Annotated in this window: 23 protein-coding genes; 16 read left to right on the top strand and 7 right to left on the bottom strand. The window is 70.3% G+C overall.

Annotation, left to right across the window (positions count from 1 at the left end; translation table 11 throughout):
• Positions 1-5: 5 nt before the first annotated feature.
• The gene (locus tag RE421_RS13455) at positions 6-899 is read right to left on the bottom strand and encodes a patatin family protein (protein ID WP_309810911.1); all 894 of its coding nucleotides are present in this window, start codon (positions 897-899) and stop codon (positions 6-8) included.
• A 31-nt stretch (positions 900-930) separates the two neighbouring features.
• On the opposite strand from RE421_RS13455, the gene tpx reads away from it, so the two are divergent.
• Complete coding sequence (tpx, locus tag RE421_RS13450; RefSeq protein WP_309810908.1) at positions 931-1,431, top strand: thiol peroxidase; 501 nt, start codon at positions 931-933, stop codon at positions 1,429-1,431.
• A gap of 45 nt (positions 1,432-1,476) precedes the next feature.
• A complete protein-coding gene (locus RE421_RS13445) occupies positions 1,477-2,808 on the top strand; it encodes a S1C family serine protease (protein WP_309810905.1) in 1,332 nt (443 codons plus the stop codon).
• Here RE421_RS13445 and RE421_RS13440 read toward each other — a convergent pair.
• On the bottom strand, positions 2,802-4,073 hold the full coding sequence (locus RE421_RS13440) for an MFS transporter (RefSeq protein WP_309810902.1): 1,272 nt from the start codon (positions 4,071-4,073) through the stop codon (positions 2,802-2,804). The genes RE421_RS13445 and RE421_RS13440 overlap by 7 nt on opposite strands.
• Before the next feature lie 49 nt (positions 4,074-4,122).
• The gene (zupT, locus tag RE421_RS13435) at positions 4,123-4,926 is read right to left on the bottom strand and encodes a zinc transporter ZupT (protein ID WP_309810899.1); all 804 of its coding nucleotides are present in this window, start codon (positions 4,924-4,926) and stop codon (positions 4,123-4,125) included.
• Positions 4,927-4,992: 66 nt separating this feature from the next.
• On the opposite strand from zupT, the gene RE421_RS13430 reads away from it, so the two are divergent.
• The 13 genes from RE421_RS13430 (at position 4,993) to RE421_RS13370 (ending at position 21,986) form a co-directional block, all read left to right on the top strand.
• Positions 4,993-6,054 (top strand): serine hydrolase domain-containing protein, encoded by a 1,062-nt coding sequence (locus tag RE421_RS13430; protein WP_309810896.1) that lies wholly within the window; start codon positions 4,993-4,995, stop codon positions 6,052-6,054.
• A 94-nt stretch (positions 6,055-6,148) separates the two neighbouring features.
• Positions 6,149-7,639, top strand: coding sequence for an NAD(P)/FAD-dependent oxidoreductase (locus tag RE421_RS13425; protein ID WP_309810894.1), 1,491 nt, complete (start codon positions 6,149-6,151; stop codon positions 7,637-7,639).
• The gene (locus RE421_RS13420; protein WP_309810891.1) at positions 7,636-8,415 is read left to right on the top strand and encodes a hypothetical protein; all 780 of its coding nucleotides are present in this window, start codon (positions 7,636-7,638) and stop codon (positions 8,413-8,415) included. The genes RE421_RS13425 and RE421_RS13420 overlap by 4 nt, the downstream gene beginning before the upstream one ends.
• A complete protein-coding gene (locus RE421_RS13415; protein WP_309810889.1) occupies positions 8,412-9,359 on the top strand; it encodes a hypothetical protein in 948 nt (315 codons plus the stop codon). Before RE421_RS13420 ends, RE421_RS13415 begins: the two co-directional genes overlap by 4 nt.
• Before the next feature lie 435 nt (positions 9,360-9,794).
• Positions 9,795-11,636 carry an ABC transporter family substrate-binding protein gene (locus RE421_RS13410; protein ID WP_309810886.1) on the top strand — a complete coding sequence of 614 codons (1,842 nt, stop codon included), beginning with the start codon at positions 9,795-9,797 and terminating at the stop codon, positions 11,634-11,636.
• 187 nt (positions 11,637-11,823) lie between these two features.
• The gene (locus RE421_RS13405) at positions 11,824-13,347 is read left to right on the top strand and encodes an ABC transporter permease (RefSeq protein ID WP_309810884.1); all 1,524 of its coding nucleotides are present in this window, start codon (positions 11,824-11,826) and stop codon (positions 13,345-13,347) included.
• Between the two features lie 5 nt (positions 13,348-13,352).
• Positions 13,353-14,588, top strand: a complete 1,236-nt coding sequence (locus RE421_RS13400; protein WP_396134508.1) for an ABC transporter permease — start codon at positions 13,353-13,355, stop codon at positions 14,586-14,588.
• The gene (locus RE421_RS13395) at positions 14,585-16,447 is read left to right on the top strand and encodes an ABC transporter ATP-binding protein (RefSeq protein WP_309810881.1); all 1,863 of its coding nucleotides are present in this window, start codon (positions 14,585-14,587) and stop codon (positions 16,445-16,447) included. The genes RE421_RS13400 and RE421_RS13395 overlap by 4 nt, the downstream gene beginning before the upstream one ends.
• Before the next feature lie 126 nt (positions 16,448-16,573).
• Positions 16,574-18,481, top strand: a complete 1,908-nt coding sequence (typA, locus tag RE421_RS13390) for a translational GTPase TypA (RefSeq protein WP_309810877.1) — start codon at positions 16,574-16,576, stop codon at positions 18,479-18,481.
• On the top strand, positions 18,468-18,947 hold the full coding sequence (locus RE421_RS13385) for a hypothetical protein (protein WP_309810874.1): 480 nt from the start codon (positions 18,468-18,470) through the stop codon (positions 18,945-18,947). Before typA ends, RE421_RS13385 begins: the two co-directional genes overlap by 14 nt.
• A gap of 86 nt (positions 18,948-19,033) precedes the next feature.
• Entirely contained in the window at positions 19,034-19,366 is a 333-nt protein-coding gene (gene fdxA, locus RE421_RS13380) for a ferredoxin (RefSeq protein WP_309810870.1), read from the top strand.
• Between the two features lie 5 nt (positions 19,367-19,371).
• Positions 19,372-20,541: a succinyldiaminopimelate transaminase gene (gene dapC, locus RE421_RS13375; protein ID WP_309810868.1), complete on the top strand. Its 1,170-nt coding sequence runs from the start codon at positions 19,372-19,374 to the stop codon at positions 20,539-20,541.
• 161 nt (positions 20,542-20,702) lie between these two features.
• The gene (locus RE421_RS13370; protein ID WP_309810865.1) at positions 20,703-21,986 is read left to right on the top strand and encodes a citrate synthase; all 1,284 of its coding nucleotides are present in this window, start codon (positions 20,703-20,705) and stop codon (positions 21,984-21,986) included.
• Between the two features lie 100 nt (positions 21,987-22,086).
• Here RE421_RS13370 and RE421_RS13365 read toward each other — a convergent pair whose 3' ends face one another.
• On the bottom strand, positions 22,087-22,941 hold the full coding sequence (locus RE421_RS13365) for a hypothetical protein (RefSeq protein WP_309810863.1): 855 nt from the start codon (positions 22,939-22,941) through the stop codon (positions 22,087-22,089).
• A 51-nt stretch (positions 22,942-22,992) separates the two neighbouring features.
• Entirely contained in the window at positions 22,993-24,009 is a 1,017-nt protein-coding gene (gene dapD, locus RE421_RS13360; protein ID WP_309810860.1) for a 2,3,4,5-tetrahydropyridine-2,6-dicarboxylate N-succinyltransferase, read from the bottom strand.
• A gap of 38 nt (positions 24,010-24,047) precedes the next feature.
• On the opposite strand from dapD, the gene dapE reads away from it, so the two are divergent.
• Positions 24,048-25,274 carry a succinyl-diaminopimelate desuccinylase gene (gene dapE, locus RE421_RS13355; protein ID WP_309810855.1) on the top strand — a complete coding sequence of 409 codons (1,227 nt, stop codon included), beginning with the start codon at positions 24,048-24,050 and terminating at the stop codon, positions 25,272-25,274.
• A 4-nt stretch (positions 25,275-25,278) separates the two neighbouring features.
• Here the strand turns inward: dapE and RE421_RS13350 are convergent, their stop codons facing one another.
• Together RE421_RS13350 and RE421_RS13345 are read right to left on the bottom strand one after the other, a co-directional pair.
• Complete coding sequence (locus RE421_RS13350; protein ID WP_309810853.1) at positions 25,279-26,172, bottom strand: amino acid ABC transporter permease; 894 nt, start codon at positions 26,170-26,172, stop codon at positions 25,279-25,281.
• Positions 26,169-26,843, bottom strand: a complete 675-nt coding sequence (locus RE421_RS13345) for an ABC transporter permease subunit (protein ID WP_309810850.1) — start codon at positions 26,841-26,843, stop codon at positions 26,169-26,171. The genes RE421_RS13350 and RE421_RS13345 overlap by 4 nt, the downstream gene beginning before the upstream one ends.
• Positions 26,844-26,884: the final 41 nt, after the last annotated feature.

Genomic DNA, 26,884 nt, shown 5'->3' with positions numbered 1-26,884 from the left:
CGGGGCTAGGCGGCCGGCAGGCCGAGGAACTCCCGGATGGCCGGCAGCTCCCGGTGGGCCTGCGCCAGCCCCAGCTCGTGGGAGGCGGCGAGCCGGACCACGTCCTTCTCCCCGTTGGAGACCGGCATGGTCTCGGGGACGAACAGGTAGGCCCGGCCCTGGCGTTCCAGGTCGAACAGGCGCTCGCGGGTGGCGTTGTAGCGCTGCCAGCGGTTGATCAGGGCGTGGGCGATGGCCGGGTGCCGGCGGAAGTAGCGCCGGTAGAAGCGGGGGAACCGCTCGGGGCCCTTGACGTAGTCGCGTTCACGGGTCAGGACCACCAGGAACTTCTCGAAGCCCGCATCCTCGGCGGCCGAGAGCGGGATCCCGCCATCCGGTCCCAGTGCCCCGTCCACATAGGTCCGGCCGTCCAGCCGCACCGGGGGCATCAGCACGGGCATCGTGCTCGAGGCCCGGACCCGCACCATCAGGTCGGCCATCTCCGGCACGTCCTCCCGCCCCCACCACACGGCCTCGCCGGACTCGGCGTCGAAGGCACCCACGCGCAGGGTCGCCGGATTGGCCTGGAACCGCTCCCAGGGGTAGGGCAGGGCCTGGTCCGGAAGGCCGGTCTCCTCGTAGATGTACCGGGCGTTGAACAGCCCGTCGCCGCGCAGGAACGTCTTCCAGTTGCCGAATCGTGGGTCCGCGGCGAAGTCCACGAAGGAGTGCCGGGCGCGCCAGGGATCCCGGGCCAGGTAATTGGCGGTATTGGAGGATCCGGCGGAGATGCCCGCCACGAAGTCCAGGTGGATGCCCGCCTCCAGCAGGGCCACCACCATGGCGGACGTATAGGAGGCCCGCATCCCGCCGCCCTCGAAGAGCAGGGCGGTGTCCGTGACATTGCTGTGCAGTTCCACTGGGCCAGCCTAAACCGCTAGGTTGGAGCGCATGGCAACCACCGCATTCAAGTCCACACCCGTCAACACCGTCGGACAGCTCCCCTCCGTGGGCGCACCCGCCCCGGCCTTCGAACTCACCGGCTCCGACCTGTCCTCGGTCACCCTGGAATCCCTGGCCGGCCGCACCGTGGTGCTGAACATCTTCCCCTCCTTGGACACCGGCGTCTGTGCGCAGTCGGTGCGGAGGTTCAACGAGGCCGCGGCCGAGCTGGAGAACACCACCGTGGTGGCCGTCTCGGCAGACCTTCCCTTCGCCGCGGGCCGCTTCTGCTCCGCCGAGGGGATCGACCACGTCACCACCGGCTCGGTCTTCCGCTCCACCTTCGGTGAGGACTACGGCGTGACCCAGGCGGACGGCCCCATGGCCGGCCTGCTGGCGCGCGCCGTCGTCGTGATCGATCCGCAGGGCACCGTGACCTACACGGAGGTGGTGCCGGAGATCACCACCGAGCCGGACTACGAGTCCGCCCTGGCCGCCGCCCGCGGCTGACCCGCCCCCCGTCCAGGACCCAGGCCACCCGAGAACCGGAACACCGTGAACGACCCCGGCGACCCGCGGGACCCCGACCGCCCCGCGGACGGGGTCCCGCCCCTTCCCGCCCGCCCACCCGCCGTCGGCCCGATCTACGGGACCTCGTGGGATGGGCGTCCCCAGCAGCCGTACCTGCCGCCGGGACAGCCGGACCTGGCGGAACAGCACCGCCCGCCCGTGCCGCGGCCCCGGCGACGCCGGAGCGCCACGTACCGCATGATCATCGCCGTGGGATTCCTGGCCGGGGCCGTCCTCGCCGGCGGGGTGGGCCTGCTGGTGTTCGACAAGATCCAGGACATCGTGGCGAGCCAGGAGCGCGGTCCTGCCCTGCCCGCCACGGGCGGGGTGCCCCTCGGGGAGGCCCTGCAGCGCAGCCATGAGGGCATCCAGGTCGACTGGGATGCCGGTCCCGTGCTGGACGAGGCGGGCCTCGACCAGGGCACCCGGGTGGAGGAGGCCCCCGGCGTCCTGCTGGTGGACACCCGGCTGATGAACGGCCGCGGCACGGGCACCGGCGTCGTGCTGACGGGCGAGGGGCTGGCCATCACCAATTATCACGTCGTCGAAGACGCCTCGGACGTCACCGTGACGGTGGCGGACACCGGCGAGGTCTACACGGCCACCGTGCTGGGCCGGGACTCGCTGCATGATGTGGCGGTCCTCCAGATCGAGGACGCCCCCTCGCTGGCGACCGCGTCCATCAACACGGACCTGCCGGGCCGCGGGGAGCCCTCGGCGGCCGTCGGCAACGGCGGCGGGCAGGGCTACCTCACCGCCGTCGTTGGCGAGGTGACGGGGTTGGACGAGACCATCGTGGCCTCCTCCGGTGTCCCGGATGACGCGTCCCGGCTGGCAGGGCTGATCGAGAGCAGCGCCGATGTGGTCCCCGGCTACTCGGGCGGCCCCCTGGTGGACGGCGACGGCCAGATCGTCGGCATCACCACGGCGGCCTCCCAGGGGGAGACGGCCGAGGAGGTCAATGGCTACGCCATCCCGGTGACCACCGCGCTGGACGTGGTGGAGCAGGTGGTCTCCGGCGAGGAGACGGACACCGTGAGCATCGGCGTGGACGGAGCCCTGGGCATCGTGGTCGGCAGCGAGCAGGGCCGGGCCGTGATCATCGAGGTGACGCCCGGGTCCTCGGCCGAGCAGCTCGGCCTGCGCGAGGGAGACGTCGTCCGTTCGGTGGACGGCCAGCCGGTCTCCACCCCCAGCGAGCTCTCCGGGATCGTCAACGACCACAACGTGGGCGACGTCATCGAGGTCGAGTGGACCACGCCCTCCGGCGAGGAGAGGTCCGGGGAGGCCACCCTGCAGGAGGCCGTGGTCTACTGACGCGCGGCGATCTCGTCGTCCACGAAGACGCGCCCGGAGACGCGGAGTCCGGCCAGGGCCATGAGCACCCCGGAGCAGGCCAACAGGATGAGCACCAGGGTCCAGGAGCCGGTGGCCGCGTGGATCAGCCCCACGGCCAGGGGCCCGATGGCCGCCACGAGGTAGCCGTAGGGCTGGACGAATCCGGACAACCGGGCGGTGACGTGGGGCGATCTGCTCCGGGCGGGAATCAGGGCAATCGCGGTCGGGAAGGCGAAGCCGCCCAGGCCCAGGAGGACGGCCCACAGCAGCCCGGCCTCGGCCGGCGCCAGCAGCATCCCCGTCCAGCCGGCGACGGTCATGGCGCCGAAGCCGATCATCCACGGCGCCAGGCTGCGCGACCGGTCGATCACGGTCGGCATGACCAGCCCGCCGATCACGCCCAGGGCGGCGACCACGGAGAGCAGGCCGCCGGCGAGGGTGGGCTCCAGACCGGCATCCCGGTACATCTGGGGGAGCCAGCCGAACTGGACGTAGGCATTCATGGACTGCATCCCGAACAGCACCATGAGGAACACGGCGGTCGGCGAGGATCGCAGCGGTCGGTCCGGCTGCGCCTGGGGCGGGGTCCCCGGGAAGTCGTGCCCGGTGCGGCGGGCCACCACCAGCCACAGGACCAGGGGCACGACGGCGGCCAGCCCCCAGAATCCGAGCGACCAGCGCCAACCGTCGGCCGGGCCGGCCACGGTGGAACCCGCCGCCTCGGCCAGCGGTGCCGCCAGACCGGACCCGGCGGAGCCGCCGACCGTGAGGAACATGCTGTACAGGGTCATCAGGGCGACGGTGCTGGGGCCGCCGTGCCGCTTGATCCAGGCCGGGACGAGCACGTTGCCGACCGCCATGCCGGCCAGGGCCAGCGCCGTCAGCGGCACGAACACCCAGATGGAGGGGGCCAGCGGGCGCAGCAGCAGGCCGAGGACCACGATGACCAGGCTCAGGGCGACGGTGAGGGAGAGCCCCGCCCGCCGGCCCAGGCTGACCGCCACGAAGCCGACCAGGCCGAACAGCAGTCCCGGCAGGGCGGTGAGGATCCCGGCCACCGAGCCGTCGATGCCCAGGGAGGCGGAGAGCTCCGCCAGCACCGGGCCCAAGACCGTGGCCCCGGGCCGCAGGGAGAAGGCGATGAGGACGACGGCGGCCACGGCCAGACCGAAGCCGATGGTCCCGGCGCGGGCCCTCGGGGCGCTGTCGGCGGGGTCGGAGGCGGTGCGCGGGTCAGTGGTCATGGTCCAGTTCTACCCCTCTCACCAGAGGTATGCCGTCCCCGGCGCGTCGTCAGAGGGTGGTGAACAGCAGCAGGGAGACCGCCATGACGGCCATGCCGGCCACCAGGCCGTACATCGCGAGGTGGTGTTTGCCGTACTCGCGGGCGGTGGGCAGCAGCTCGTCGAGGGAGATGAACACCATGATGCCGGCCACCAGCGCGAAGGTGGTGCCGAGCGTGAAGTCGTTCATGAGGGGCATCAGCAGGGCGAAGCCGATCAGCGCCCCGGCCGGCTCGGCCAGGCCGGACAGGAAGGACCAGCGCACGGCCTTGCGCCGGGAGCCGGTGGCCTCGCGGATCGGCACGGCCACGGCCACGCCCTCGGGGATGTTGTGCAGCGCGATCGCCAGCGCCACGGGCAATGCCACCTGCAGGTCCGTCAACCCGGCGATGAATGTGGCGAAGCCCTCGGGGAAGTTGTGGATGCCGATGGCCAGCGCGGTGACGGTGCCGGTCCTCATCATGCGGCGGCGCTTGACGGCCGCGGCGGGATGGTGCACCAGGCCCGGCTCGTGCGGGTTGATCTGCGCGGGGACCAGCCGGTCGATCACGCCGATGACCAGGATCCCCACGAAGAAGGCCGCCCCCGCGGCCCAGGGGCCGGCCGTCGCTCCGGCGGCGTCCGTCAGGGACGTCAGCGCCTTGGGCATGATCTCCATGAAGGAGACGTAGAGCATGACCCCGGCCGAGAAACCCAGGGAGACCGAGAGGAAGGGTCCGGAGGAACGCCGCGGAACCACCGAGATCAGGCCGCCGATCCCGGTACTGAGCCCGGCCAGCAACGTCAGTCCGAACGCCAGCCAGAAGTTCTCCACGTCCCGAGTGTAGGGCCGGGGACCGAGGGGCCCGGCCCGGCGCACCGTTCACTACGCTGGGGTCTCATGAGCACGACGCCGGCCCCCATCCTCCCCGACTGGCAGCCGGTCCTCGAGGTGGCGGCCTCCCGCGGGGCGTCGGTGCAGCTCACCGTGGTGCACCGCGGCGAGGTGGTCCTGGACGGCGCCGCAGGCTGCACGCCGGACGCCCTGGGCTGGCTCTTCTCCGCGTCCAAGCCCTTCACCTCACTGCTCGTGCACCGGCTGGCCGGCCGGGGGGTGCTCGAACTCGATGCCGCCGTGGCCGAGTACTGGCCCGAGTTCGGGACCGGCGGGCGGGGCTCCAAGGCCGGCACCACCCTGCGCGACGTCCTGACCCACCGCACCGCCGTGCCCACGGCCGGCCCCTACCCGGCCGCGGTGTTGTCCATGCACCGCGCCGAGTCCTCGGTGCTGCGGGTGGCGCGGGGCCGGCGTCGTGCCCGGCGGTATGCGTCCGGCTCCGCGTATCAGCCGCTGGACTTCGGGTTCATCCTGGCCGAGGTGGTGCGCCGGGCCACCGGCGGGCGACCTGACGCCTGGGCGGAGCTGCTGCACCGAGAGGTGCTGGACCCCGCGGGGCTGACGGATGTGCACCCCGGCGTCCCGGAGGCCCAGATGCACCGCTGCCTGCCCCTCGACGGATCCTGGCGGGCGGGTCCGGGCGGCCCCGTGGTCGCGGCGGTGCTGAACCGGCGCGCCGTTCGCCAGGCCCGCATCCCGGCGGCCGGGCTGTCCACCACCGCACGGCAACTCGCCCTGTTCTACCGCGGGCTGCTGGACGCCCCGGAACGATCCGCGCTGTGCGCGCCGAGCTCGGAGGGCGGCCGGGACGCCTGGACCCGCCTGCCGACCCGCTGGGGGACGGGGGTGCAGCTGGGCGGAACGGGGGACTGGTGCCCGTTCGGCACCACGAGCACGGAACGGACCTTCGGGCACAACGGCTCCGACGTCTGCCTCGGCTGGGCCGACCCGGACCTCGACCTGGCCGTCGGGATGGTCACGGACCGCGCCAGCGGGCACCCGGGGGACAAGCGGCTGATGGTCCACGTCTCGGACCTGATCCGGGCCACGGCGATGGCCGGATGAGAGGACTCATCTCCATCTCATCCCGCACTCATCGAGGTCTCATCCCTGCCCTGCAGGATATTCACAGCAACTTCAAAGGACGGAAGCAGTTCTCATGCTGAACCAGACACCGCACCACAGCGCACGCCCCAGCGGCGGGCGACGGGCCGTCGTCGTGGGCTCCGGGCCCAACGGGCTCACCGCCGCCGCCGTGCTGGCCCGCGCCGGCTGGGAGGTCGACGTCCACGAGCGGCACCACGCCTACGGCGGAGCCTCCGGGTCCGCAGACGTCCTGGGCCCCGGCACCATCGTGGACCTGGGGGCCGCGGGGCACTCCTTCGGCGTCGCCAGCCCCGTGTTCAGGGACCTGGACCTGACCTCGCACGGGCTGGAGTGGCTGCATCCGGAGTATCCGATGGCCCATCCGCTCCAGGGCCGACCCGCCGCGGTGCTGCACGATTCGATGCAGGCCACCGTGGCCGGGCTCGGCGCAGACGGGGCCGCGTGGAAGGCCCTACACGCGCCCCTGGTCGGTGACATCGACGCCCACCTGGCCAATATCCTCGGCCCCTCGCTGCTGCGCTGGCCCCCGCACCTGCTGAGCATGGCCCGCTTCGGGGTGCGCGCCCTCTGGCCCTCCGGTGCCCTCGGCCGCGCAGTCTTCCGGGACGAGGCGGCCCGCGCCCTGTTCGCCGGGTCCTCCATCCACGCCATCCTGCCGCCCTCGCACCTGCTGACCTCCGCCTTCGGGCTGATCTTCGGCGCCCTCGGCATGACCCGGGGCTGGCCGGTGGCCCGCGGCGGCTCGCAGGGGATCGCCGATGCCCTGGTGTCCGTGCTCCGCTCCCACGGCGGCCGCATCCACCTGAACCACGAGGTCACGGACCTCGGCGAGTTCGCCGGGGCAGACGCGATCCTGCTGGACGTCACCCCGCGCCAGCTGCTCCGGCTGAAGGGCGCCGACCTGACCGACCGCTACGCGGGGCATCTGAAGCGCTGGACGTACGGCACCGGGGCCTCCAAGATCGACTACCTGCTGGACGGACCGGTCCCGTGGACCGATCCCCGGGTCGGCGGAGCCGGGACCGTGCACGTGGGCGGCTCCCTCGCGGAGATGGAGCACGCCGAGCGCGAGGCCAAGGCCGGGCGCATGCCCGAGAGGCCCTTCGTGATGGTCTGCCAGCAGCAGAGTGCGGACCCCTCGCGCGCCACCGGCGCGGCCGACGGCAAGACCGTGCTGTGGACCTACGCCCACGTCCCCGGCGGGTACGACGCCCCCGTCGACGAGGCGATCGAAGCCCAGATCGAGCGGTACGCCCCCGGATTCCGGGACCGGATCGTGCACCGGGTGGCCACCCCGCCGTCGGCCCTCGAATCCTGGAACCCCAACCTCATCGGCGGTGACGTGGCCGGTGGGTCCATGGGCGGGTTGCAGCAGATCCTGCGTCCCGCCCCCGTCCTCAGCCCGCACCGCACCTCCACCCCCGGGCTGTACCTCGCCTCCTCCTCCACCCCACCCGGCGGGGGAGTCCACGGCATGGCCGGCCTGCACGCCGCCCGCGCCGTCCTGGCGGACGCCGCCTCGCACCGAAGGACCTCACCGTGACAACCGATCTCCCGTACCCTCACCTCTCACCCGCCGCCACCGAACGCGACCTCTGGGCCCTGACGGCCGGAGTCGCCCTGGCCGCCGTACTGCTCTCGCCCGTACGGCACTACTTCAACGGCAAGGACAAGAACGAGCAGGACTCCTTCCCCCTGTCCACGTATCCGATGTTCTCGGATGACCGGAAGGACCGCACGCGGATCCCGCACGTGGCGGGCTTCACCGCCGACGGCCGGCGGGTCATCCCGCACTACAGCCACTTCGGGGCCGGCGGCCTGAACCAGGTCCGCAAGCAGATCACCCGGATGGTGCGCCAGGGCCGCGGGGTGGAGGTCGCCCAACGCTATGCCGACGCCCTCGCCGATCAGCAGCGGCGGCCCGCGGCCACGGGCCAGGGCGTGGGTGCCGTGCGGCGGCGTAAGGAGGCGGACATTGTCCGCGTGGAGGTGGTGCGCTCGCGGTACTTCTTCGACACCTACTACGCCGGCAACACGACTCCGCAGATGGAGACCGTCCATGCCCGGGCCGAGGTGGGCGGCACCGCCGTGGCCGTCTCCGAGACGCGCCACGATGAGGCGCAGGACCCCCAGGGGCCACCCACCGGCCCCATGGCCCGCTCCGAGCTCGGCAACCTCCCGCCACGGCCCGTGGGCACGGGCAATACCCCCGGCGACTACCTCACCGAGAACACGGTCCAGTCCGCCACCGAGTCCGCACCCGATTCCGCAACCGAGTCCGTCACCGAGTCCGCAACCGAGCAGGAGGCCGTCCGATGACCGGCGCCGATTCCCCCGTCCCGCCAGCCCCCTCCGTCCCGGGTTTCCCGTCCTTCCAGTCGCCGGTGTTCCAGGCGGTGGTGGACCAACTGAGGCCGGCGGCCCAGCCGATCCGTCCGGCGGTGCTCCGCGTGGCCACGGGCGTGTTCTCCGCGGTCCACAACATCAGGCGACGGCCCATGTTCCGGAAGCTCCACGCCCAGGACGCCTCCCAGTTCACCCCGGTGGGCGTGGTCAAGGTCCTCAAGAAGCCGCTGCCGCCGAGGCTGGCGGACGGGATCTTCGACGCGGCCCAGGTCGTGAACCTCGTCTCCACGCTGGGCGTGGGGCACCGGGTCACGGGCCCGCTCAACGCGGCCCTGCAGCTCTGGACCATCAGCTACCGCAACTCCTGGACCATGCTGCTGCACAGCGACAACATGATGACGATGCACCAGGTGGTCCTGGGCACCACCCGGTCCGCCGATGCGCTCAGCGTGGACTCGCTGCTGCGGGACGGCACCCTGTTCCCGCAGCGGTGCGCACGGGCCTACGGGGCCGTCCCCACCGCCCTGAACGTGGCCACCGTGGCCGTGTACTTCATCTCCGGCATGGCCAAGGTCCGCGGACCGTTGGGACTGAAATGGGCCGGGGGAGACGTGCTGCGCGGGCAGATCGCCGTGGATGGCATGCGCAAGGACCTCTTCGGCACCGCGAAGCCGGCGGCCGGGACGGCGCTCTACCAGCAGAAGGAGCTGTTCACCCTCATGGCGGCAGTCTCGCTGGCCGTGGAGCTCGGGGCACCCCTCTCCCTGGTCAACCGCCGCCTGGGGCAGGTGTTCGCCGTCGGCGCGTGGGGGATGCACGTGGGGATCCGCATCGTCATGGGCATCAAGTTCAAGTACAACGTCTCCGGGGTGGCCTACCTGCCCTACTTCCCGCTGGGTCCCCAGCTGCCCCGCTGAGCCGCCACGCCACACTCACCCTCATCCTGACGCCCTCACCCTGTCACCCTGTCACCCGGACACGCACGACACGGCGGGCGGAACGTGAAGGGACCCGTTGAAGTCCCGGAAAACCGCTGGTCGTGATGTGAAACACCCGTTTCGGGGCGTAACTTAACGCGAGGGTCACCTCCGGTAACGGCCCGGAAACACGCGGTTTTCGGCGAGCGACGTCAAAGTTACGGGATGGTAACGATTGGCCTCGGGCCACACTATTCAATGTTGCTTTCGCATGTTGCAAGGCTATTCTCGTGCACACCTTGTGGTGTTGCTCACCCTCTGGTGCTTCTCCGGGAATCCGGATTGGCCCCGGAATCGGACCGACCCTCCCACCCCATATCCGGGTCGGATCGGGAGCACGCCACGTCTCGCACCTGTTTGAATGGAGACGCTTTGATGAAGTACACAAAGCTTTCTGCCGCTGCTGCCCTGTTGGCCAGCTCGGCGCTCGTCATGACCGCCTGCGCGCCGGGCGGTCCGGCCGAGGACAATGAATCCGCCAATGCCTCCGAAGGGGCCGGCAACGGTGAGGTGTTCACCGGCGAGCACGGCAACAAGCTGACGGTCGAGCCCGCTGACACCGGACTGGCAGACCTCGGGGACATCGAGACCCAGGACGGCTCCATCTCCTACTCCGTGGGCGAGGACGAGTTCATCTCCTACAACTCGATGACCCCGGAGACCTACTCCACCTACAACTCGGCAGTCACCGAGCGCATGATCTCCACCTTCGCCTACTTCGGCACGGACGGCGAGATCTACCAGAACGAGGAGTACGGCACCTACGAGAAGGTCTCCGACGAGCCCCTCCAGGTGAAGTACACCATCAACGAAGACGCCGTCTGGTCCGACGGGACCCCGGTCACCGCCGCGGACTACATCCTCAAGTGGGGTGCGGAGAACCCGCGGATCACCACTGGTGAGGGAGACGAGGCCGCGCCGCTGTTCAACGCCATCTCCCAGCAGTTCGGCACCTATGTGCCGGAGGCGCCGGAGGGTGACCCGAACGGCAAGGAATTCACCATCACCTTCTCCGAGCCCTTTGCGGACTGGCCGATCCTCCTGGACACGGCCCAGCCGGCCCATGTGGTCGCCGAGCAGTCGGGGATGGGCATGGAGGCCATGATGGAGGCCGTGCAGAACGAGGACGCCGAGGCGCTGGCCCCGGCCGCCGAGTTCTGGAACACGGGCTGGAACACCACGCCCGGCGAGTTGCCGGCCGAGGAGATCGCCCCGTCCAACGGCCCCTACAAGTTCAAGAGCTGGGAGCCCGGCCAGTCCATCACGCTCGAGGCCAATGAGAACTACTGGGGCACCCCGGCTGCCACCCAGGAACTCGTGATCCGCTTCGCGGCCGCCGACACCCACGTCCAGGCCCTGCAGAACGGTGACCTCAACGTCATCGAGCCGCAGGCCACCGTGGACACCCTGGAGCAGCTGGAGGGTTTGGGGGACCAGATCGTCATCCAGCAGGACGCGTCCCTGACCTGGGAGCACCTGGACTTCAACTTCATGGACGGCTCGCTGTTCGCCGACAGCCCCGAGCTGCGTGAGGCCTTCGCCCTGTGTGTGCCCCGCCAGCAGATCGTGGACAACCTCATCAAGCCGCTGGACCCCGAGGCCGTGGTGATGAACGCCCGCGAGGTCTTCCCGTTCCAGGAGAGCTACCAGGAGGTCGTGGACGCGTCCTATGACGGTCAGTACGACGAGGTGGACATGGAGCGCTCGACCCAGCTGGTCGAGGAGTCCGGAGCCGACAGCCTCGATGTCCGCATCGGCTACAGCGCCCCGAACCCGCGCCGTGCCGAGACCGTGGCCATGATCAAGTCCTCCTGTGACGAGGCCGGCTTCAACATCATCGACGCCGGTCACGCCGACTTCTTCGGCGTGGTCCAGCCGCAGGGTGACTATGAGGTCGCGCTGTTCGCCTGGGCCGGCTCCGGCCAGATCGCCTCGGGCAAGAACATCTACGCCACGGGCCAGCCGCAGAACTACGGTGAGTACTCCAACGAAGAGGTGGACGCCGCCTGGGACACCCTGGCCGGTTCCGTCGATCCGGAGGTCCATTCCGAGCAGGTGAAGATCATCGAGAAGCTGCTGTGGGACGACCTGTTCGGTATTCCGCTGTACGCGCACCCGGGGATCGTGGCCCATTCGGCGGACATCGCCAACGTCCGCAACACCGCCACCCAGACCGGTGCCGTGTGGAACGCGCAGCAGTGGGCTCGCGTCGAGTGATCGCCTGAGTGATTCGCCGCCTGCGTCAGGGGTGCTGAATCGCTGAAGCAGTGGGGGTCCGGCCAACCGGCCGGGCCCTCGCTGTTCCCCGACGGACCACGCGGCGTTACCCTCGGGTAACATCGTGTGATCCGTGACATGTCAGGCCGACATCCTCGATCCCCGGTACGGAAGGCAACGTTCTGTTGTGCTGAAATTCATCCTCCGCCGCTTCGGCAGCTCATTCCTGGTACTCCTCGGTGCCTCCCTGCTCCTCTATGTGCTGACGATCAACTCCGGCGACCCCTTGAAGGACCTCCGCGAATCCAATGCGGACAACCGCGAGTTCCTCATGGAACAGCGGATCAACTACATGAACCTCGACCAGCCGTGGTACGCGCGCTACTGGGACTGGCTCACGGGCGTCGGCCAGTGCGTGATTGGCCAGTGCGATCTCGGGACCAACCGCTCCGGCCAGCAGGTGATCGACCTGCTCGGCCTCGCGGCCTCGTCCACGTTGCGGCTCGTCGTGCTGGCCACCGTGATCGCCATGGTCTTCGGCGTGCTGATCGGCATCCTCACCGCCATCCGGCAGTACTCCGGGATCGACTACGTGGTGACCTTCCTGACCTTCCTGTTCTTCTCCCTGCCGGTGTTCTGGGCCGCCGTGCTCCTCAAGGAGTACCTCGCCATCGGGTTCAATGACTGGTTGGCCAGCCCGGATCCGGGATTCTCCTGGCCGGTGATCATCGTCATCGGCCTCGTCCTGGGCCTGGCCCTGCAGGCCGTCCTCGCCGGAAACGCCCGACGTCGACTCCTCACCTTCCTGGCCGCGTTCGCCTTCACCTGTGTGGCCATTCCCTACCTGGACTGGCTGAACTTCGCGCGCTACCCGCAGCTGGGACCGGTCGTGGTCACGCTCGTCGGGGTGGCCGCCGCGGTCGGGGCGACGGCCCTGGGGGTCGGCCTGAAGAACCGCCGCGTCCTCTACTCCGGTCTGGTCACCGCCGGCCTGGGACTGGTGGCCTACTACGCCACCTACAACCTCCTGTGGGATCCCAATTGGCTGATCCTGCTCGTCCTGGCCGTCGTGGCCATCGGCCTGGCCGTGCTGGTCGGCCGGCTGATGGGCGGCTACTCCAAGGGCGCGGCCACCTGGGTCTCCGTGTTCACGGCCGTCATCATGGGCGGGCTGATCATCGTCGAGCACCTCTTCCGCTCCTGGCCCGCCTACCTGGAGATCGTCGGCCGCCCCATCGCCACGATCGGCTCGCAGACCCCGAACTTCACGGGGACCTTCTGGGAGGACTTCCTGGACAAGGGCACCCAACTGCTGTTGCCCACCATCCTGCTCGCCCTCATCTCGCTGGCCAGCTACTCGCGCTATACCCGGGCCTCCATGCTCGAGGTGAGCCAGCAGGACTACATCCGCACGGCCCGCGCCAAGGGCCTGAACGAACGGCAGGTCATCCTCAAGCACGCCTTCCGGAACTCGCTGATCCCGATCACCACGATCATGGCCTTCGACTTCGCCGGCCTGATCGGCGGCGCGGTCATCACCGAGCAGGTCTTCGGCTGGAAGGGCATGGGTGAGCTGTTCCGCACCGGCCTGATCCAGGTCGACCCGGCGCCCGTGATGGCGTTCTTCCTCGTCACCGGCACCGCGGCCGTCCTCTTCAACCTGCTGGCGGACATCCTGTACGCCGTCCTCGACCCCCGGATTCGAGTGTGAGTGACATGAGCAACGAGAACGGGAACACCCCCATGGAACCCCGGAACCCCTCTGCGTCCGGCAGGCCGTCCCAGCAGGCCGTGGACATGGCCAACCTCGCCGAGGTGGAGGACGCCAAGCTGCGCCAGCGGACCGGCAAGTCCTACAGCCAGGGCCAGCTGGTCCGGCGGCGCTTCCGCAACCACAAGGCGGCCATGATCTCCGCCGTCTTCCTGGTGCTGATCTTCATCCTGGCGTTCTCCTCCATCGGCTACGCCGGCATCCCCGGCTGGTGGGACAAGCACTATGACGCGGCCGGTGCCGTGGTCAACAGCGGCAACCCCACGCTCTCCCTGGTGCCGCAGTGGCTGGGGGGCGAGGGTCTGCGCTGGGGCGAGCATCCCTTCGGTCAGGACTCCACCGGCAAGGACTACTTCGCGTTGGTCATGCGCGGCACGCAACAGTCGCTGATCATCGCCCTGGTGGTGGGCCTCGTCTCCACCGTCATCGGGGCCGTCGTGGGCGCCGTGGCCGGCTACTTCCGCGGCTGGATGGACGCGCTGCTGATGCGCCTGACTGACCTCGTCATCGTCATCCCGCTGCTGGTCCTCGCCGCCGTCCTGGGGCAGATGGCCTCCGGCCTCAACGCCGGCATCCTGCCGCTGGCCCTCGTCCTCGGCCTCGTCACGTGGACCTCGCTGGCCCGCCTCGTGCGTGGCGAGGTGCTCTCCCTTCGGGAGAAGGAGTTCGTGGCGGCGGCCGTGGCCATGGGGGCCAACCCCGGCCGGGTCATCCTCCGGCACCTGCTGCCCAACACCATCGGGGTGATCGTGGTGAACGCGACCTTCGCGATCGCCGCGGCGATCCTGCTGGAGACGTCGCTGTCCTTCCTGGGCTTCGGCGTCCAGGCACCGGACTCCTCCCTCGGCCTGCTGATCAGTCAGTACCAGAGCGCCTTCACCACCCGGCCCTGGCTGTTCTGGTGGCCCGGCATGTTCATCCTGGCCATCGCCCTGTCGGTGAACTTCATCGGCGACGGCCTGCGGGACGCCTTCGATCCCCGCCAGGGCTCCCGCGGCAGGAAGCGCGGGTTCCTGGGGTTCTCCGGGCGCTCGAAGGCCCTGGCCGCCGCCGGTGCCGACGACTCGCCCGCCCTGAGCACCGGACCTGACGTGCCTCGCGGCGGATCCCCGGTCGGCGGCGCCAACCCGACCCAAGGCCCCTCCGACCCCCGCGGCATCGGAACGATTGGAAACCCATGAGCCTCTTCGGACGCCAGAAGAACCAGAATCCCGACGACGACGGCCGGTCCGGGACCGAGGCCCCGGGCACCGCGGGTGCCGCGGGTTCCTCGAGAGTCGGACGGCCGACGTCGGGCACCGGGCCGGCGACCGGCTCGCTGGGCGTGGTCCAGCGCCACCCCGACCTGGACGGCAGGCCGATCCTGTCCTTCCAGGACGTCTCGGTGACCTTCGACACCGAGTTCGGCCAGGTCCACGCGGTCAAGGGCGTCAGCTTCGACGTCAAGCCCGGCGAGGTCGTGGCGCTGGTCGGCGAGTCCGGCTCCGGCAAGTCGGTGACCTCCTCCACGGCCATGGGCCTGCTGCCGGCGAACGCCACCGTGGGCGGCACCGTCATGCTGGGGGACCGCGAGGTCACGAAGCTGGACGCCAACGGCCTGCGCAGGCTCCGTGGCCGGCACGCCGCCATGGTCTTCCAGGAACCGATGACGGCCCTGAACCCCGTGCTGACCGTGGGCGATCAGCTCACGGAGTCGCTCAACGTGCACGGCATCGCCTACGGCACGGAGGCCGACCGCCGGGCCGTCGAGTTGCTGGAGATGGTGGGCATCCCGGACGCCGGGAACCGGCTCAAGCAGTACCCGCACCAGTTCTCCGGCGGCCAGCGCCAGCGGATCGTCATCGCGATGGCCATCAGCTGCTCGCCCGAGGTGATCATCGCCGACGAGCCGACCACCGCCCTGGACGTGACCGTGCAGGCCGAGATCCTGGAGCTGCTGCGCTCGCTGAAGGACCAGCTGAACACCGGCATCCTGCTCATCACCCACAACATGGGCGTGGTGGCGGACATGGCCGACCGCGTCTGCGTGATGCTGCGCGGGGAACTCGTGGAATCCGGTGAGGTCCACCAGGTGATGCAGAACCCACAGCACCCCTACACGGAACGACTGCTCGGCTCCGTGCCGCGCCTCGGTGCCGAGGCGGCGGAGCCGGAGGCGGCAGATGCGGTGAAGCCGGGGGGCACCGCCTCCGCGCCGTCCGAGACCGTCTATGCGATCGAGGCCGAGCAGCTGTCCATCGAGTACGACCACCGTGGCAAGAAGAACCGCGTGGTCCATGACGTGGACTTCCGCGTGGCCTCGGGGGAGATCCTCGGGCTCGTGGGGGAGTCCGGCTCCGGCAAGTCCACCATCGCCAAGGCCGTCCTGGGACTGCTGCCCGTGGCCGCCGGGTCCCTGAAGATCCACGGCCAGAACCTGCCCAGCCTGACGGGGAGGGACGCCCGCGCGCTGCGCCGTCGGATCGGCGTGGTCTTCCAGGATCCGGCGGCCTCGCTGGACCCGCGCTTCCCGATCGGTGACATCATCACGGAGCCGATGGTCATCCACAAGGTCGGCAACCGGAAGTCGCAGCTGGACCGCGCCTACGAGCTGCTGGATGCCGTCAAGCTGCCCCGCTCCGTGGTCAACCGGTTCCCGCACGAACTCTCGGGCGGACAGCGCCAGCGCATCTCGATCGCCCGCGCGCTGACCCTGGACCCGGAGGTGCTGATCGCGGACGAGCCGACCTCCGCCCTGGACGTCTCCGTGCAGGCAGCGGTGCTGGACATGTTCGCCGAGCTGCAGTCCCGCTACGAGTTCGCCTGCCTGTTCGTCTCGCACGACCTGGCCGTGGTGGACATGCTGGCCCACCGCGTGCTCGTGCTCAAGGACGGCCGCGAGGTGGAGCAGGGCCCCACGCAGGAGGTGCTGCACCACCCCACGCAGGAGTACACCAAGCGCCTGCTCTCCGCCGCTCCGGTACCGGACCCGGATGAACAGCTCTCCAAGCGCACCGAGCGCCGCCGGTTCCTGGAGTCCCTCGGCGAGAAGGCGTACTGACGCCAGACGCGGGGGGTGGAACGGAGGATTGCCGGTGTCCCGTACAATCGGACGGGGCCCTTGACGGCGGCCGTCCGCGGCGCCGGGCCCCAGCCAGCCCGCCGCACTCTATGAACAGGCACCCCTATGAATGAAGCCCTCACCCAGCGCACCGACCTCCGCAACGTCGCCATCGTGGCCCACGTGGACCACGGCAAGACCACCTTGGTGGATGCGATGCTGCGCCAGGCCGGCGCCTTCTCCAGCCATGGCGAGGTGGAGGAGCGGGTGATGGACTCCGGCGAGCTGGAGCGCGAGAAGGGCATCACCATCCTCGCCAAGAACACCACCGTGTTCTACTCCGGCCCCTCGGCCGACGGCCAGACCATCACCTTCAACGTGATCGACACCCCCGGGCACGCCGACTTCGGCGGCGAGGTGGAGCGCGGGCTGTCCATGGTGGACGGCGTGGTGCTGCTGGTGGACGCCTCCGAGGGCCCCCTGCCGCAGACCCGCTTCGTGCTCCGCAAGGCCCTGGCCGCCAACCTGCCGGTGATCCTCGTGGTCAACAAGACCGACCGCCCGGACGCGCGCATCGACGGCGTGGTCTCGGACTCCATGGACCTGCTCCTCGGCCTGGCCTCCGATCTCGCCGAGGAGGTCGAGGACCTGGACCTCGACTCCGTGCTGAACCTGCCGGTGGTCTTCGCCTCGGGCAAGGCCGGGAAGGCCTCCCTGACCCAGCCGGGCGACGGCGAGCTGCCGGACAGCGAGGACCTCGAGCCGCTGTTCGCCACCATCCTGGAGCACATCCCGGCGCCCACCTACACCGAGGGCGAGGTCCTGCAGGCGCACGTCACCAACCTGGATGCCTCCCCGTTCCTGGGCCGCCTGGCCCTGCTGCGCATCTTCAACGGCACCCTGAAGAAGGGCCAGCAGGTGGCCTGGGCCCGCCAGGACGGCCAGCTCAAGACCGTGAAGATCACCGAGCTGCTCGGCACCAAGGGCCTGTCCCGTGAGCCGATCGAGTCGGCCGGGCCCGGCGAGATCGTGGCCGTGGCCGGCATCGAGGACATCATGATCGGTGAGACCCTCACCGACGCGGAGAACCCGAAGCCGCTGCCGCTGATCACGGTGGACGACCCGGCGATCTCCATGACCGTGGGCATCAACACCTCCCCGCTGGCCGGCCGCGTGAAGAACGCCAAGGTCACCGCCCGCCAGGTCAAGGACCGCCTCGACGCGGAGCTCATCGGCAACGTCTCCCTCAAGGTCCTGCCGACCGAGCGCCCGGACGCCTGGGAGGTCCAGGGCCGTGGCGAGCTGGCCCTGGCCATCCTGGTGGAGCAGATGCGCCGCGAGGGCTTCGAGCTCACCGTGGGCAAGCCCCAGGTGGTCACGCGGACCATCGACGGCAAGCTCCACGAGCCGATGGAACTCATGACCATCGACACGCCCGAGGAGTTCATGGGCCCCATCACCCAGCTGATGGCCGCCCGCAAGGGGCGCATGACCGAGATGAAGAACCACGGCACCGGGTGGATCCGCATGGAGTTCAACGTGCCCGCCCGCGGCCTGATCGGCTTCCGCACCCAGTTCCTCACGGACACCCGCGGCGCCGGCATCGCCTCCTCGTTCGCCAACGGCTACGAGCCCTGGGCCGGGCCCATCGAGTACCGGGACAAGGGCTCCCTGATGGCGGACCGCGCCGGCACCGCCACGCCGTTCGCCATGATCAACCTGCAAGAGCGCGGCATGTTCTTCGTCCAGCCCGGGGCCGAGGTCTACGAGGGCATGATCGTGGGCGAGAACTCGCGCGCCGATGACATGGACGTGAACATCACCAAGGAGAAGAAGCTCACCAACATGCGCGCGGCCTCCTCCGACTCCTTCGAGGGCCTGACCCCGCCGAAGAAGCTGACCCTGGAGGAGTCCCTCGAGTTCGCCCGCGAGGACGAGTGCGTCGAGATCACCCCCGAGGACATCCGCATCCGCAAGGTCATCCTGGACGCCAACGAGCGCAACAAGGCCGCCCGCGCCCGTGCCAAGTCCTGACACACCCGGGCCCGGCGTCCCTGGCCGGGCCCGACGTCGGCCCGGCTGGGTCCCGGCGGTCGTCGCGGTCCTGGTGGGGGCCGGCGTCGGGCTCCTCGGCACGGTCCTGCACCTGAACTTCAGCTGGATCGGCGGGACCAGTACGGCGGTGGGCGCCTGGGTCCTGCCGTGGGGGGCGGTGCTGGCGCTGCTGCTCACCGGCTCGGCGCAACTGTGGTGGACGCTGCGGTCCTCGGTCCCGTGGGCCGGGGGCGTGGTGGCGATCGCGGCCTTCACCACGGCCATGGTCCTGGGCAACTGGCCCGGACTCGACACGTGGGCGGTGGCCGCGAACGAGTACACGCTGGCCGTGCTCCCCGGGCCGGCGATCGCCGGCACGGTGTGGACCTGGGGAATCCCGGTCGTGGCGATCCTCACCATGCTCCTGGCCCAGCCGCTCCTGCGTCATCCCGTGGCGTCGGACTAGAGCAGGACTAGACTGGTACGGAATCTTCGCCCAGCCCGGCATGAGTCCGGGCCCACTCCGACCCTCTGGAAGGTGGACGGTCCCACGTGACGTACGTGATTGCCCTGCCGTGTGTGGATGTCAAGGACAAGGCCTGCATCGAGGAATGCCCGGTCGACTGCATCTACGAAGGGGAACGCTCCCTCTACATCCACCCGGACGAATGCGTCGACTGCGGCGCCTGCGAGCCGGTGTGCCCCGTGGAGGCCATCTTCTACGAGGACGACACCCCTGAGGAGTGGGCCGACTACTACAAGGCCAACGTCGAGTTCTTCGACGACCTGGGTTCCCCGGGCGGCGCGGCCAAGATGGGCCTGATCCCCAAGGACCACGCGCTGATCGCGGCACTGCCGCCGCAGCCGATGCCCGAAGGCCTGTAGAGCCGGTGCTGCGGCTGCCCGAGTACCCCTGGGAGTCCCTGGCCCCCTACCGCGCCACGGCGCAGGCCCATCCCGGCGGCCTCGCCGACCTGTCCATCGGCACCCCCGTGGACAGCACCCCGGCCCTGATCCAGGACGCCCTGTCGGCCGCGGCCAACGCGCACGGCTACCCGACCACGCAGGGCACGCCGGCCCTGCGGGAGGCGATCGGCGCGTGGTTCGAGCGGCGCCGGGGGGTCCCCGGGCTGGACCCGCAGGCCGTCCTGCCGACCGTGGGCTCCAAGGAGTTCATCGCGTGGCTGCCGCTGCTGCTCGGGCTCGGCCCCGGGGACGTGGTGGTCCGCCCCTCCGTGGCCTACCCGACGTATGACATCGGTGCCCTGCTCGTGGGCGCCACCGCCGTCGCCGCCGACTCCCTCGACGAGCTGGGGGCGGACACTCGGGCGCGGGTGAAGCTCATCTGGACCAACTCCCCGGCCAATCCCACCGGGAAGGTGGCCTCCGCCGAGCAGCTGCGCGCCGTCGTCGCCCAGGGCCGTGCGGTGGGCGCCGTGGTGGCCGGGGACGAGTGCTACGCCGAGCTCGGCTGGGGCGAGTGGGACACGCCCGGCGCCCCCGGCACCCCCTGCATCCTCGCCGACGAGGTCAGCGGCGGCGACCACACGGGCCTGCTCAGCGTGTACTCGCTGTCCAAGCAGTCCAACCTGGCCGGCTACCGAGCCGCCTTCGCCGCGGGGGATCCCGCGCTCGTGGCGGCCCTCATCAACAGCCGCAAACACGCGGGCATGATCGTCCCGATGCCGGTCCAGGCTGCTATGACCGCTGCCCTGGCCGATGACACCCACGTGGGGGAGCAGAAGGACCGCTACCGGTCCCGCCGCACCCTGCTCCGGGACGCCCTCGAGTCCGCCGGCCTCGTGGTGGACCACTCCGAGGCCGGGCTGTACCTGTGGACCCGGGACGGCCGCCCCGGAACCGGTGTGCACGACGCCGGCCGGCCGGCCCCCAGCGAGCAGGACAGCTGGGACCTGGTCGGCGCCCTGGCCGAGTTGGGCATCCTGGTCGGTCCGGGCACCTTCTACGGCGCGGCCGGCAACGGCTACGTGCGGGTGGCCCTCACCGCCAGCGACGACGCGGTCGCGCAGGCGGCGGAGCGGTTGCGCGCCTGGCGGTGACTCCAGGACTGGTGAAATAGTCATCGATTCCCTGTCAGGGCTCCCACCTTGGTAGCGTTGACATGGATTGAACCACCGGATCGACCACCTGCGGTCGCCGTGATGCGCCGCTGCGATCCAGGCGGCGGTTCGCACACTGCACAACCCCTGAGGGAGTACCCATGACCGAGAACTCGTCAGCTCAGCTGTCCGTCGACGGCACCACCGTCGAGCTGGGCCGGGAGAAGGCCACCGTCGGCAACGACGGCCTGAACATCGGCCCGCTGCTGAAGTCCACCGGTCAGGTCACCTACGACCCGGGCTTCATGAACACGGCCAACGCCAAGTCCGCGATCACCTACATCGACGGCGACGAGGGCGTGCTGCGCTACCGCGGGTACCCGATCGAGCAGCTGGCCGAGAACTCCTCGTTCCTCGAGGTCGCCTACCTGCTGATCTACGGCGAGCTGCCCACCGGTGACCAGCTGGGTGAGTGGGACCAGAACATCCGCCGCCACACCATGCTGCACGAGGACCTCAAGGGCTTCTTCTCGGGCTTCCCGCGGGATGCGCACCCCATGCCGGTGCTCTCCTCGGCGGTGTCCGCCCTCTCCACGTTCTATCCGGACTCGCTGGACCCCTTCGACGAGGAGCAGGTCCACATCTCCACCATCCGGCTCATGGCCAAGCTGCCGGTGATCGCCTCCTACGCGTTCAAGAAGTCGATCGGCCAGCCGATGCTCTACCCGGACAACTCCCTGAACCTGGTGGAGAACTTCCTGCGCCAGTGCTTCGGTGTCCCCGCCGAGCCGTTCGAGCTGGACCCGGACATGGTCAAGGCCCTGGACCTGCTGCTCATCCTGCACGCGGACCACGAGCAGAACTGCTCCACCTCCACGGTGCGGCTCGTGGGCTCCTCCCACGCCAACATGTTCGCCTCCATCTCGGCCGGTATCAACGCCCTCTACGGCCCGCTGCACGGCGGGGCCAACGAGGCCGTGCTGAACATGCTGCGCTCCATCAAGTCGGAGGGCGTCAAGCCCGAGGACTTCATGGACAAGGTCAAGAACAAGGAGGACGGGGTGAAGCTCATGGGCTTCGGTCACCGCGTCTACAAGAACTACGACCCGCGCGCCAAGATCGTCAAGAAGACCGCCCATGACATCCTGGGCAAACTGGGCGGCAACGACGAGCTGCTGGAGATCGCCCTGCGCCTCGAGGAGAAGGCCCTGGCGGACGACTACTTCATCGAGCGCAAGCTCTACCCGAACGTCGACTTCTACACCGGCCTGATCTACAAGGCCATGGGCTTCCCGGAGAAGATGTTCACCCCGCTGTTCGCCCTCGGCCGCCTGCCGGGCTGGATCGCGCAGTGGCGCGAGCTCATCGAGGACCCCGCCACCAAGATCGGCCGGCCGCGGCAGGTCTACACCGGTCACGACCTGCGGGACTACCCCGCCCGCTGACCCCCCTCCCCTCCCGTTTTCCGGGCAGAGATCACCAGTGATCTCTGCCCGGAAAGCTCGTTAAGGGCCGGCGCCGGTGGCGCGGGCCAGCCGGCGCCGGTCAGCCGGCGAGGGTCACCGTGACGGCGCCCTCGGTGCCGGTCGCCGGGGCCCAGCCGCGGTCGGCCCGCACCCAGCCCTGGCCCCCGAAGGAGGCGGCGGTGACGCCGAACTGCTCGGCGTTCGCCACGGCCCACTGCACGAGGGCCCAGCCCCGCGGGCCGGAGGCCGGGATGGTGACGGTCCGGCCGTCGTCGGAGACCTGCGGCTGGACCGAGGAGAGCTGGTCCTGCAGGGCGGCCGTCATGGCATGGGCATCCCCGGGCTCCTCGGCCGACTTGAGCACGCAGTTCAGGCCTGCGGGGGAGTGGCCGGTCAGCGCGGAGGCGTAGGCCCGGCCCTCCGGCTCGTGGTCGGCGTAGGCGTCCGGGAACGCGGAGCGCTGGACCGTCTGGGCGGCCACCGTGATGTCCAGGTCCTCGAAGTCCGGGACCAGCAGCTCGAGTTCCTGGTAGAAGCGGTTGGCGGCGTAGACGGGATCCATGACCTGTTCCTCGGAGCCCCAGCCCTGGGAGGGGCGCTGCTGGAACAGCCCGCGGGAGTCGGGTCCGGCCCGGTCTCCGTAGTCGATGTTGCGCAGCCTGGACTCCTGCACGGCGGTGGCGATGCCGATCGAGGCCGCCCGCGCCGGCAGGCCGCGGTCCATGGACACGGCGGAGATCAGCGCGGCGTTGGCGGCCTGGTCCGGGGCCAGGGTGAAGGAGTCCGCGCCCACGATCGCGGTGCAGTGCTCCCGCACCATGATCTCGGAGGAATCGATGAACCGGGCGGCCGCCCAGCTGCCGCCGGCCACCAGCACCACGCACAGGGACAGGACGCCCAGGGCCCGCCGGCGCCGGCGGGCCCTGCCGCTCATGGCTGTCCCATCGGATGGCGCGTCGTGGACGGCCCTCCGTGCCGGTGCCGGTCAGTTGGCATGCAGTGCGTCGTTGAGGTTGACGGTCTGGCCGGCGCGGGGCAGGGCCTGGACCTGGCCCGTGGAGGAGTCGCGGCGGAACAGCAGGTTCGGCATGCCGGAGAGGTCCAGGGCCTTCACGGTGGACTGCTGGGCCCCCTCCGCCGCGGTGCGGACCGTCACCCGGGTGCCGGCGGTGATGTAGAGGCCCGCCTCGACCACGGAGTCGTCGCCCACGGAGATGCCGACGCCGGAGTTCGCGCCTAGCAGGACCCGCTCGCCGATGGTGATCCGCTGCGAGCCGCCGCCGGACAGGGTGCCCATGATGGAGGCGCCGCCGCCCACGTCGGAGCCGTCCCCGACCACCACGCCGGCCGAGATCCGGCCCTCCACCATGGAGGCGCCGAGGGTCCCGGCGTTGAAGTTGACGAATCCCTCGTGCATCACGGTGGTGCCCTCGGCCAGGTGTGCGCCGAGGCGGACGCGGTCGGCATCGCCGATGCGCACGCCGGTGGGCACCACGTAGTCCGTCATCCGGGGGAACTTGTCCACGCCGTACACCTGGACCGGTCCGCGGGCCCGCAGCCTCAGTCGGGTGACCTCGAACCCGGCCGGCAGGCACGGCCCGAGGTTGGTCCACACCACGTTGGCCAGCACGCCGAAGACGCCGTCCAGGTTGATGGTGTTGGGCTGCACCAGCCGGTGGGAGAGCAGGTGCAGGCGCAGCCAGGCGTCCAGGGCGTCGGCCGGGGCGGCATCGAGGTCGATCTGCACGGAATGGACCTGCTGGCTCGTCCCGCGGTCGGCGTCCGCCACGGCGAGGGCCGTCAGCGCCTCCGTGAGGTCGGCGCCGGACGGCCCGCCGAGCACCGGGGCCGGGTACCAGACGTCCAGCACGGTGCCGTCCGCCGCCACGGTGGCCAGGCCCGTGCCCGAGGCGAGCCGCGGCCCGTCCGCCCGGTGCGCCCCGGCCTGGTCGGAGCGGTCGGACGGCACGGTGGGACCCTGCTGGGTGGGGTTGGAGGTCATGGGAAATATCCTACTGGCCCGGATCTAGACTGGCGGTCATGGAGACTCCCAGCCCGGCCGGGCAGCACGCCGGCGAACCCGTGCCCTCGTTGCCGCCCCTGGACACGGACGTGGCCCTGCTGACGGCCGCCCTACTGGACATCCACTCCGTCTCGGACCATGAGGGCCCGCTCGCGGACGCCGTCGAGGCCGCCCTGCGCGCCCTGCCCCGGCTGCGGGTGCGGCGGATCGGGGACACGCTCGTGGCGCGCACCGACCTCGGACTGGACTCCCGGGTGGTGCTGGCCGGACACCTGGACACCGTCCCGCTGCCCACGACCCCCGGCGCCGCCGGGACGGTGCCCTCGCGCTGGGAGCCGGCGGCCGACGTCGTGCGCTCCGGCCTTCCGGGGGACGCGGACCTGCTCTACGGCCGTGGCGCCACGGACATGAAGTCGGGCGTGGCCGTCCAGCTCGCGCTGGCCGGGCTGATGGGGCGCGACGGCGGCCCGGTCCCCGAGCGCGACGTCACCTGGGTCTTCTACGACCACGAGGAGGTCGGCTCCGAGTTCTCGGGCCTGGGCCGGGTGGCCCGCGAGGCCCCGGAGCTGCTGGAGGCCGACTTCGCGGTGCTGCTCGAGCCCACCGACGGCGTGGTGGAGGGCGGCTGCAACGGGACCAACCGGTATGCGGTGACCGTGCCCGGGGTGGCGGCACACTCGGGCCGGGCGTGGCGGGGGACCAACGCCGTCCACGCCGCCGCGCCGCTGCTGGCCGTGCTGGCGTCCTACGAGCCGGCCACCGTGAGGGTGGAGGGCCTGGACTACCGGGAGGGGCTCAACGCCGTGCGGATCCACGGCGGCACCGCCGGCAACGTCATCCCGGACGCCTGCACCGTGGAGGTCAACTACCGGTTCGCCCCGGACAAGGACCTGGCCCAGGCGCATGAACACGTGTTCTCGGTCCTCGCCTCCGCCGGAGTGGACCGGGCCCAGGTAGAGGTCACCGACGAGTCCGCCGCGGCCCGCCCGGGACTGGACCACCCGGCCGCCGCCGCCTTCGTGGACGCCGTCGGGGGGACGCCGATGCCGAAGTACGGCTGGACCGACGTGGCGCGCTTCTCCGCGCTGGGGGTGCCCGCCGTGAACTTCGGCCCCGGCGACGCCCTGCTGGCCCACACCGACGACGAGCACGTGAGCGCCGGCGCGGTCCGCGACTGCCTGGCGGCCCTCACCCGGTGGCTGCTGCCGGAGGCCCCGGCGGGCTGTCCAGGATGGACCGACTGACCGGCTACTTCGTCTCGGCGTCCACCGTCGGGGCCATGGTGGTGGAGGTGGTCGGGGCCACGTCGCCACTGGTCCGCGAGGACAGGTTCCCGGCCAGCTTGGAGGCCAGCCAGGTCAGCAGGAAGTTGATGACGATGAAGATCAGCGCCGCCACCACCAGGGTCTGCAGGATGTTGGAGTATCCCGAGCCCAGCTGTCGCGAGTACTGCAGGAGTTCGTAGAAGCCGATCAGGTAGCCGAGCGCGGAGTCCTTCAGGATCACCACGAACTGGCTGAGCAGGGACGGCAGCATGGCGGTCAGCGCCTGCGGAACCTCCACGAGGCGCAGCGACTGGTTGTTCGTCATGCCGACGGCCGCCGCGGCCTCCCGCTGCCCCTTGGGCAGGGACTTGACGCCCGAGCGCACCAGCTCCGCGATGACCGCCCCGTTGTAGACCGTCAGGCCCACGATCACCCCGTAGTAGGCGGCGTCCGCGGAGGCGATCAGCCCGGTCGGGGCCACCACGCGGGAGAAGAAGAAGTACAGGAAGAACATCATCACCAGCACCGGGACGGCGCGGAAGAACTCCACGACGACGCCGGAGGCGGCGCGGACGATCGCGAAGGGCGCCAGCCGCAGGAAGCCGAAGATCAGGCCGAACACCAGGGCCGTGACCACGGCGATGCCGGAGGACTGCAGCGTGAACTGCAGGCCAGGCAGGTAGTAGTTGGCCCAGGCGTTTCCGTTGAGGGCGTTGACCCACTTGTCCGGGGCCAGTTGGTCCTGGCGGTCCAGCTGCATCAGCACCAGGACCACGACCACGAGCACTGCGAGCAGCGCGACGGCGTTGGAGATCAGGATGTTGCGCCGGGCCTTGGGACCCGGGGCGTCGAAGAGGACGGACGTCGTGGCGGTCATCGGGCCACCGCCAGCTTGTCGGAGAGCCAGGTGGTCAGGATGCCCATGGGGATGACGATGATGCAGAATCCGATCGCGATGGTGAGGAAGATGTAGATCATCAGGTCCGGGTTGAACTCGATCATGGACTTCATCAGCCCGGACGCCTCCGCCACGGACGCGGCCGCGGCCACCGTGGTGTTCTTGGTCAGGGCGATCAGGGTGTTGCCCAGCGGGGTCACGGCTCCGCGCAGGGCCTGCGGCAGCACGACCATGCGGGCCGCCGGCAGGAAGCTGAGGCCGATGGCGCGGGCCGCCTCGGCCTGACCCAGCGGCACGGTGTTCACGCCGGACCGGATGGCCTCGCACACGAAGGACGCGTGGTACAGCGAGAGGGAGATCACCGCGTAGGTGAAGAAGTTCAGATCGAAGTCCCGCGAGAACTCGATCTTCAGCTGACCCCAGACGGCCAACACGCCGAGCACCATGATGATGGTCAGCGGGGTGTTCCGGACGATGTTCACATACGACGTGCCGATGCTCCGGAGGGACCCGACCGGGGAGATCCGGAAGAGCGCCAGGACCACGCCGAGGACGAAGGATCCGACGGCCGCCAACAGGGTCAGCCGGACGTTCATCCAGAAGGCGCCGAGGATGTCGTATTCGGCGAAGAGTTCGAGGAATCCGTTCATGAGCTTCCTGTGTCAGTGGCCGGCGGCCGGGGGTGGCCTGC

The sequence above is a fragment of the Citricoccus sp. I39-566 genome, assembly GCF_031432995.1.
Classification (GTDB): Bacteria; Actinomycetota; Actinomycetes; order Actinomycetales; family Micrococcaceae; genus Citricoccus; species Citricoccus nitrophenolicus_A.
Note: the sequence above shows the minus strand (reverse complement) of the source record. Positions and strands in the feature narration are given on the sequence as shown.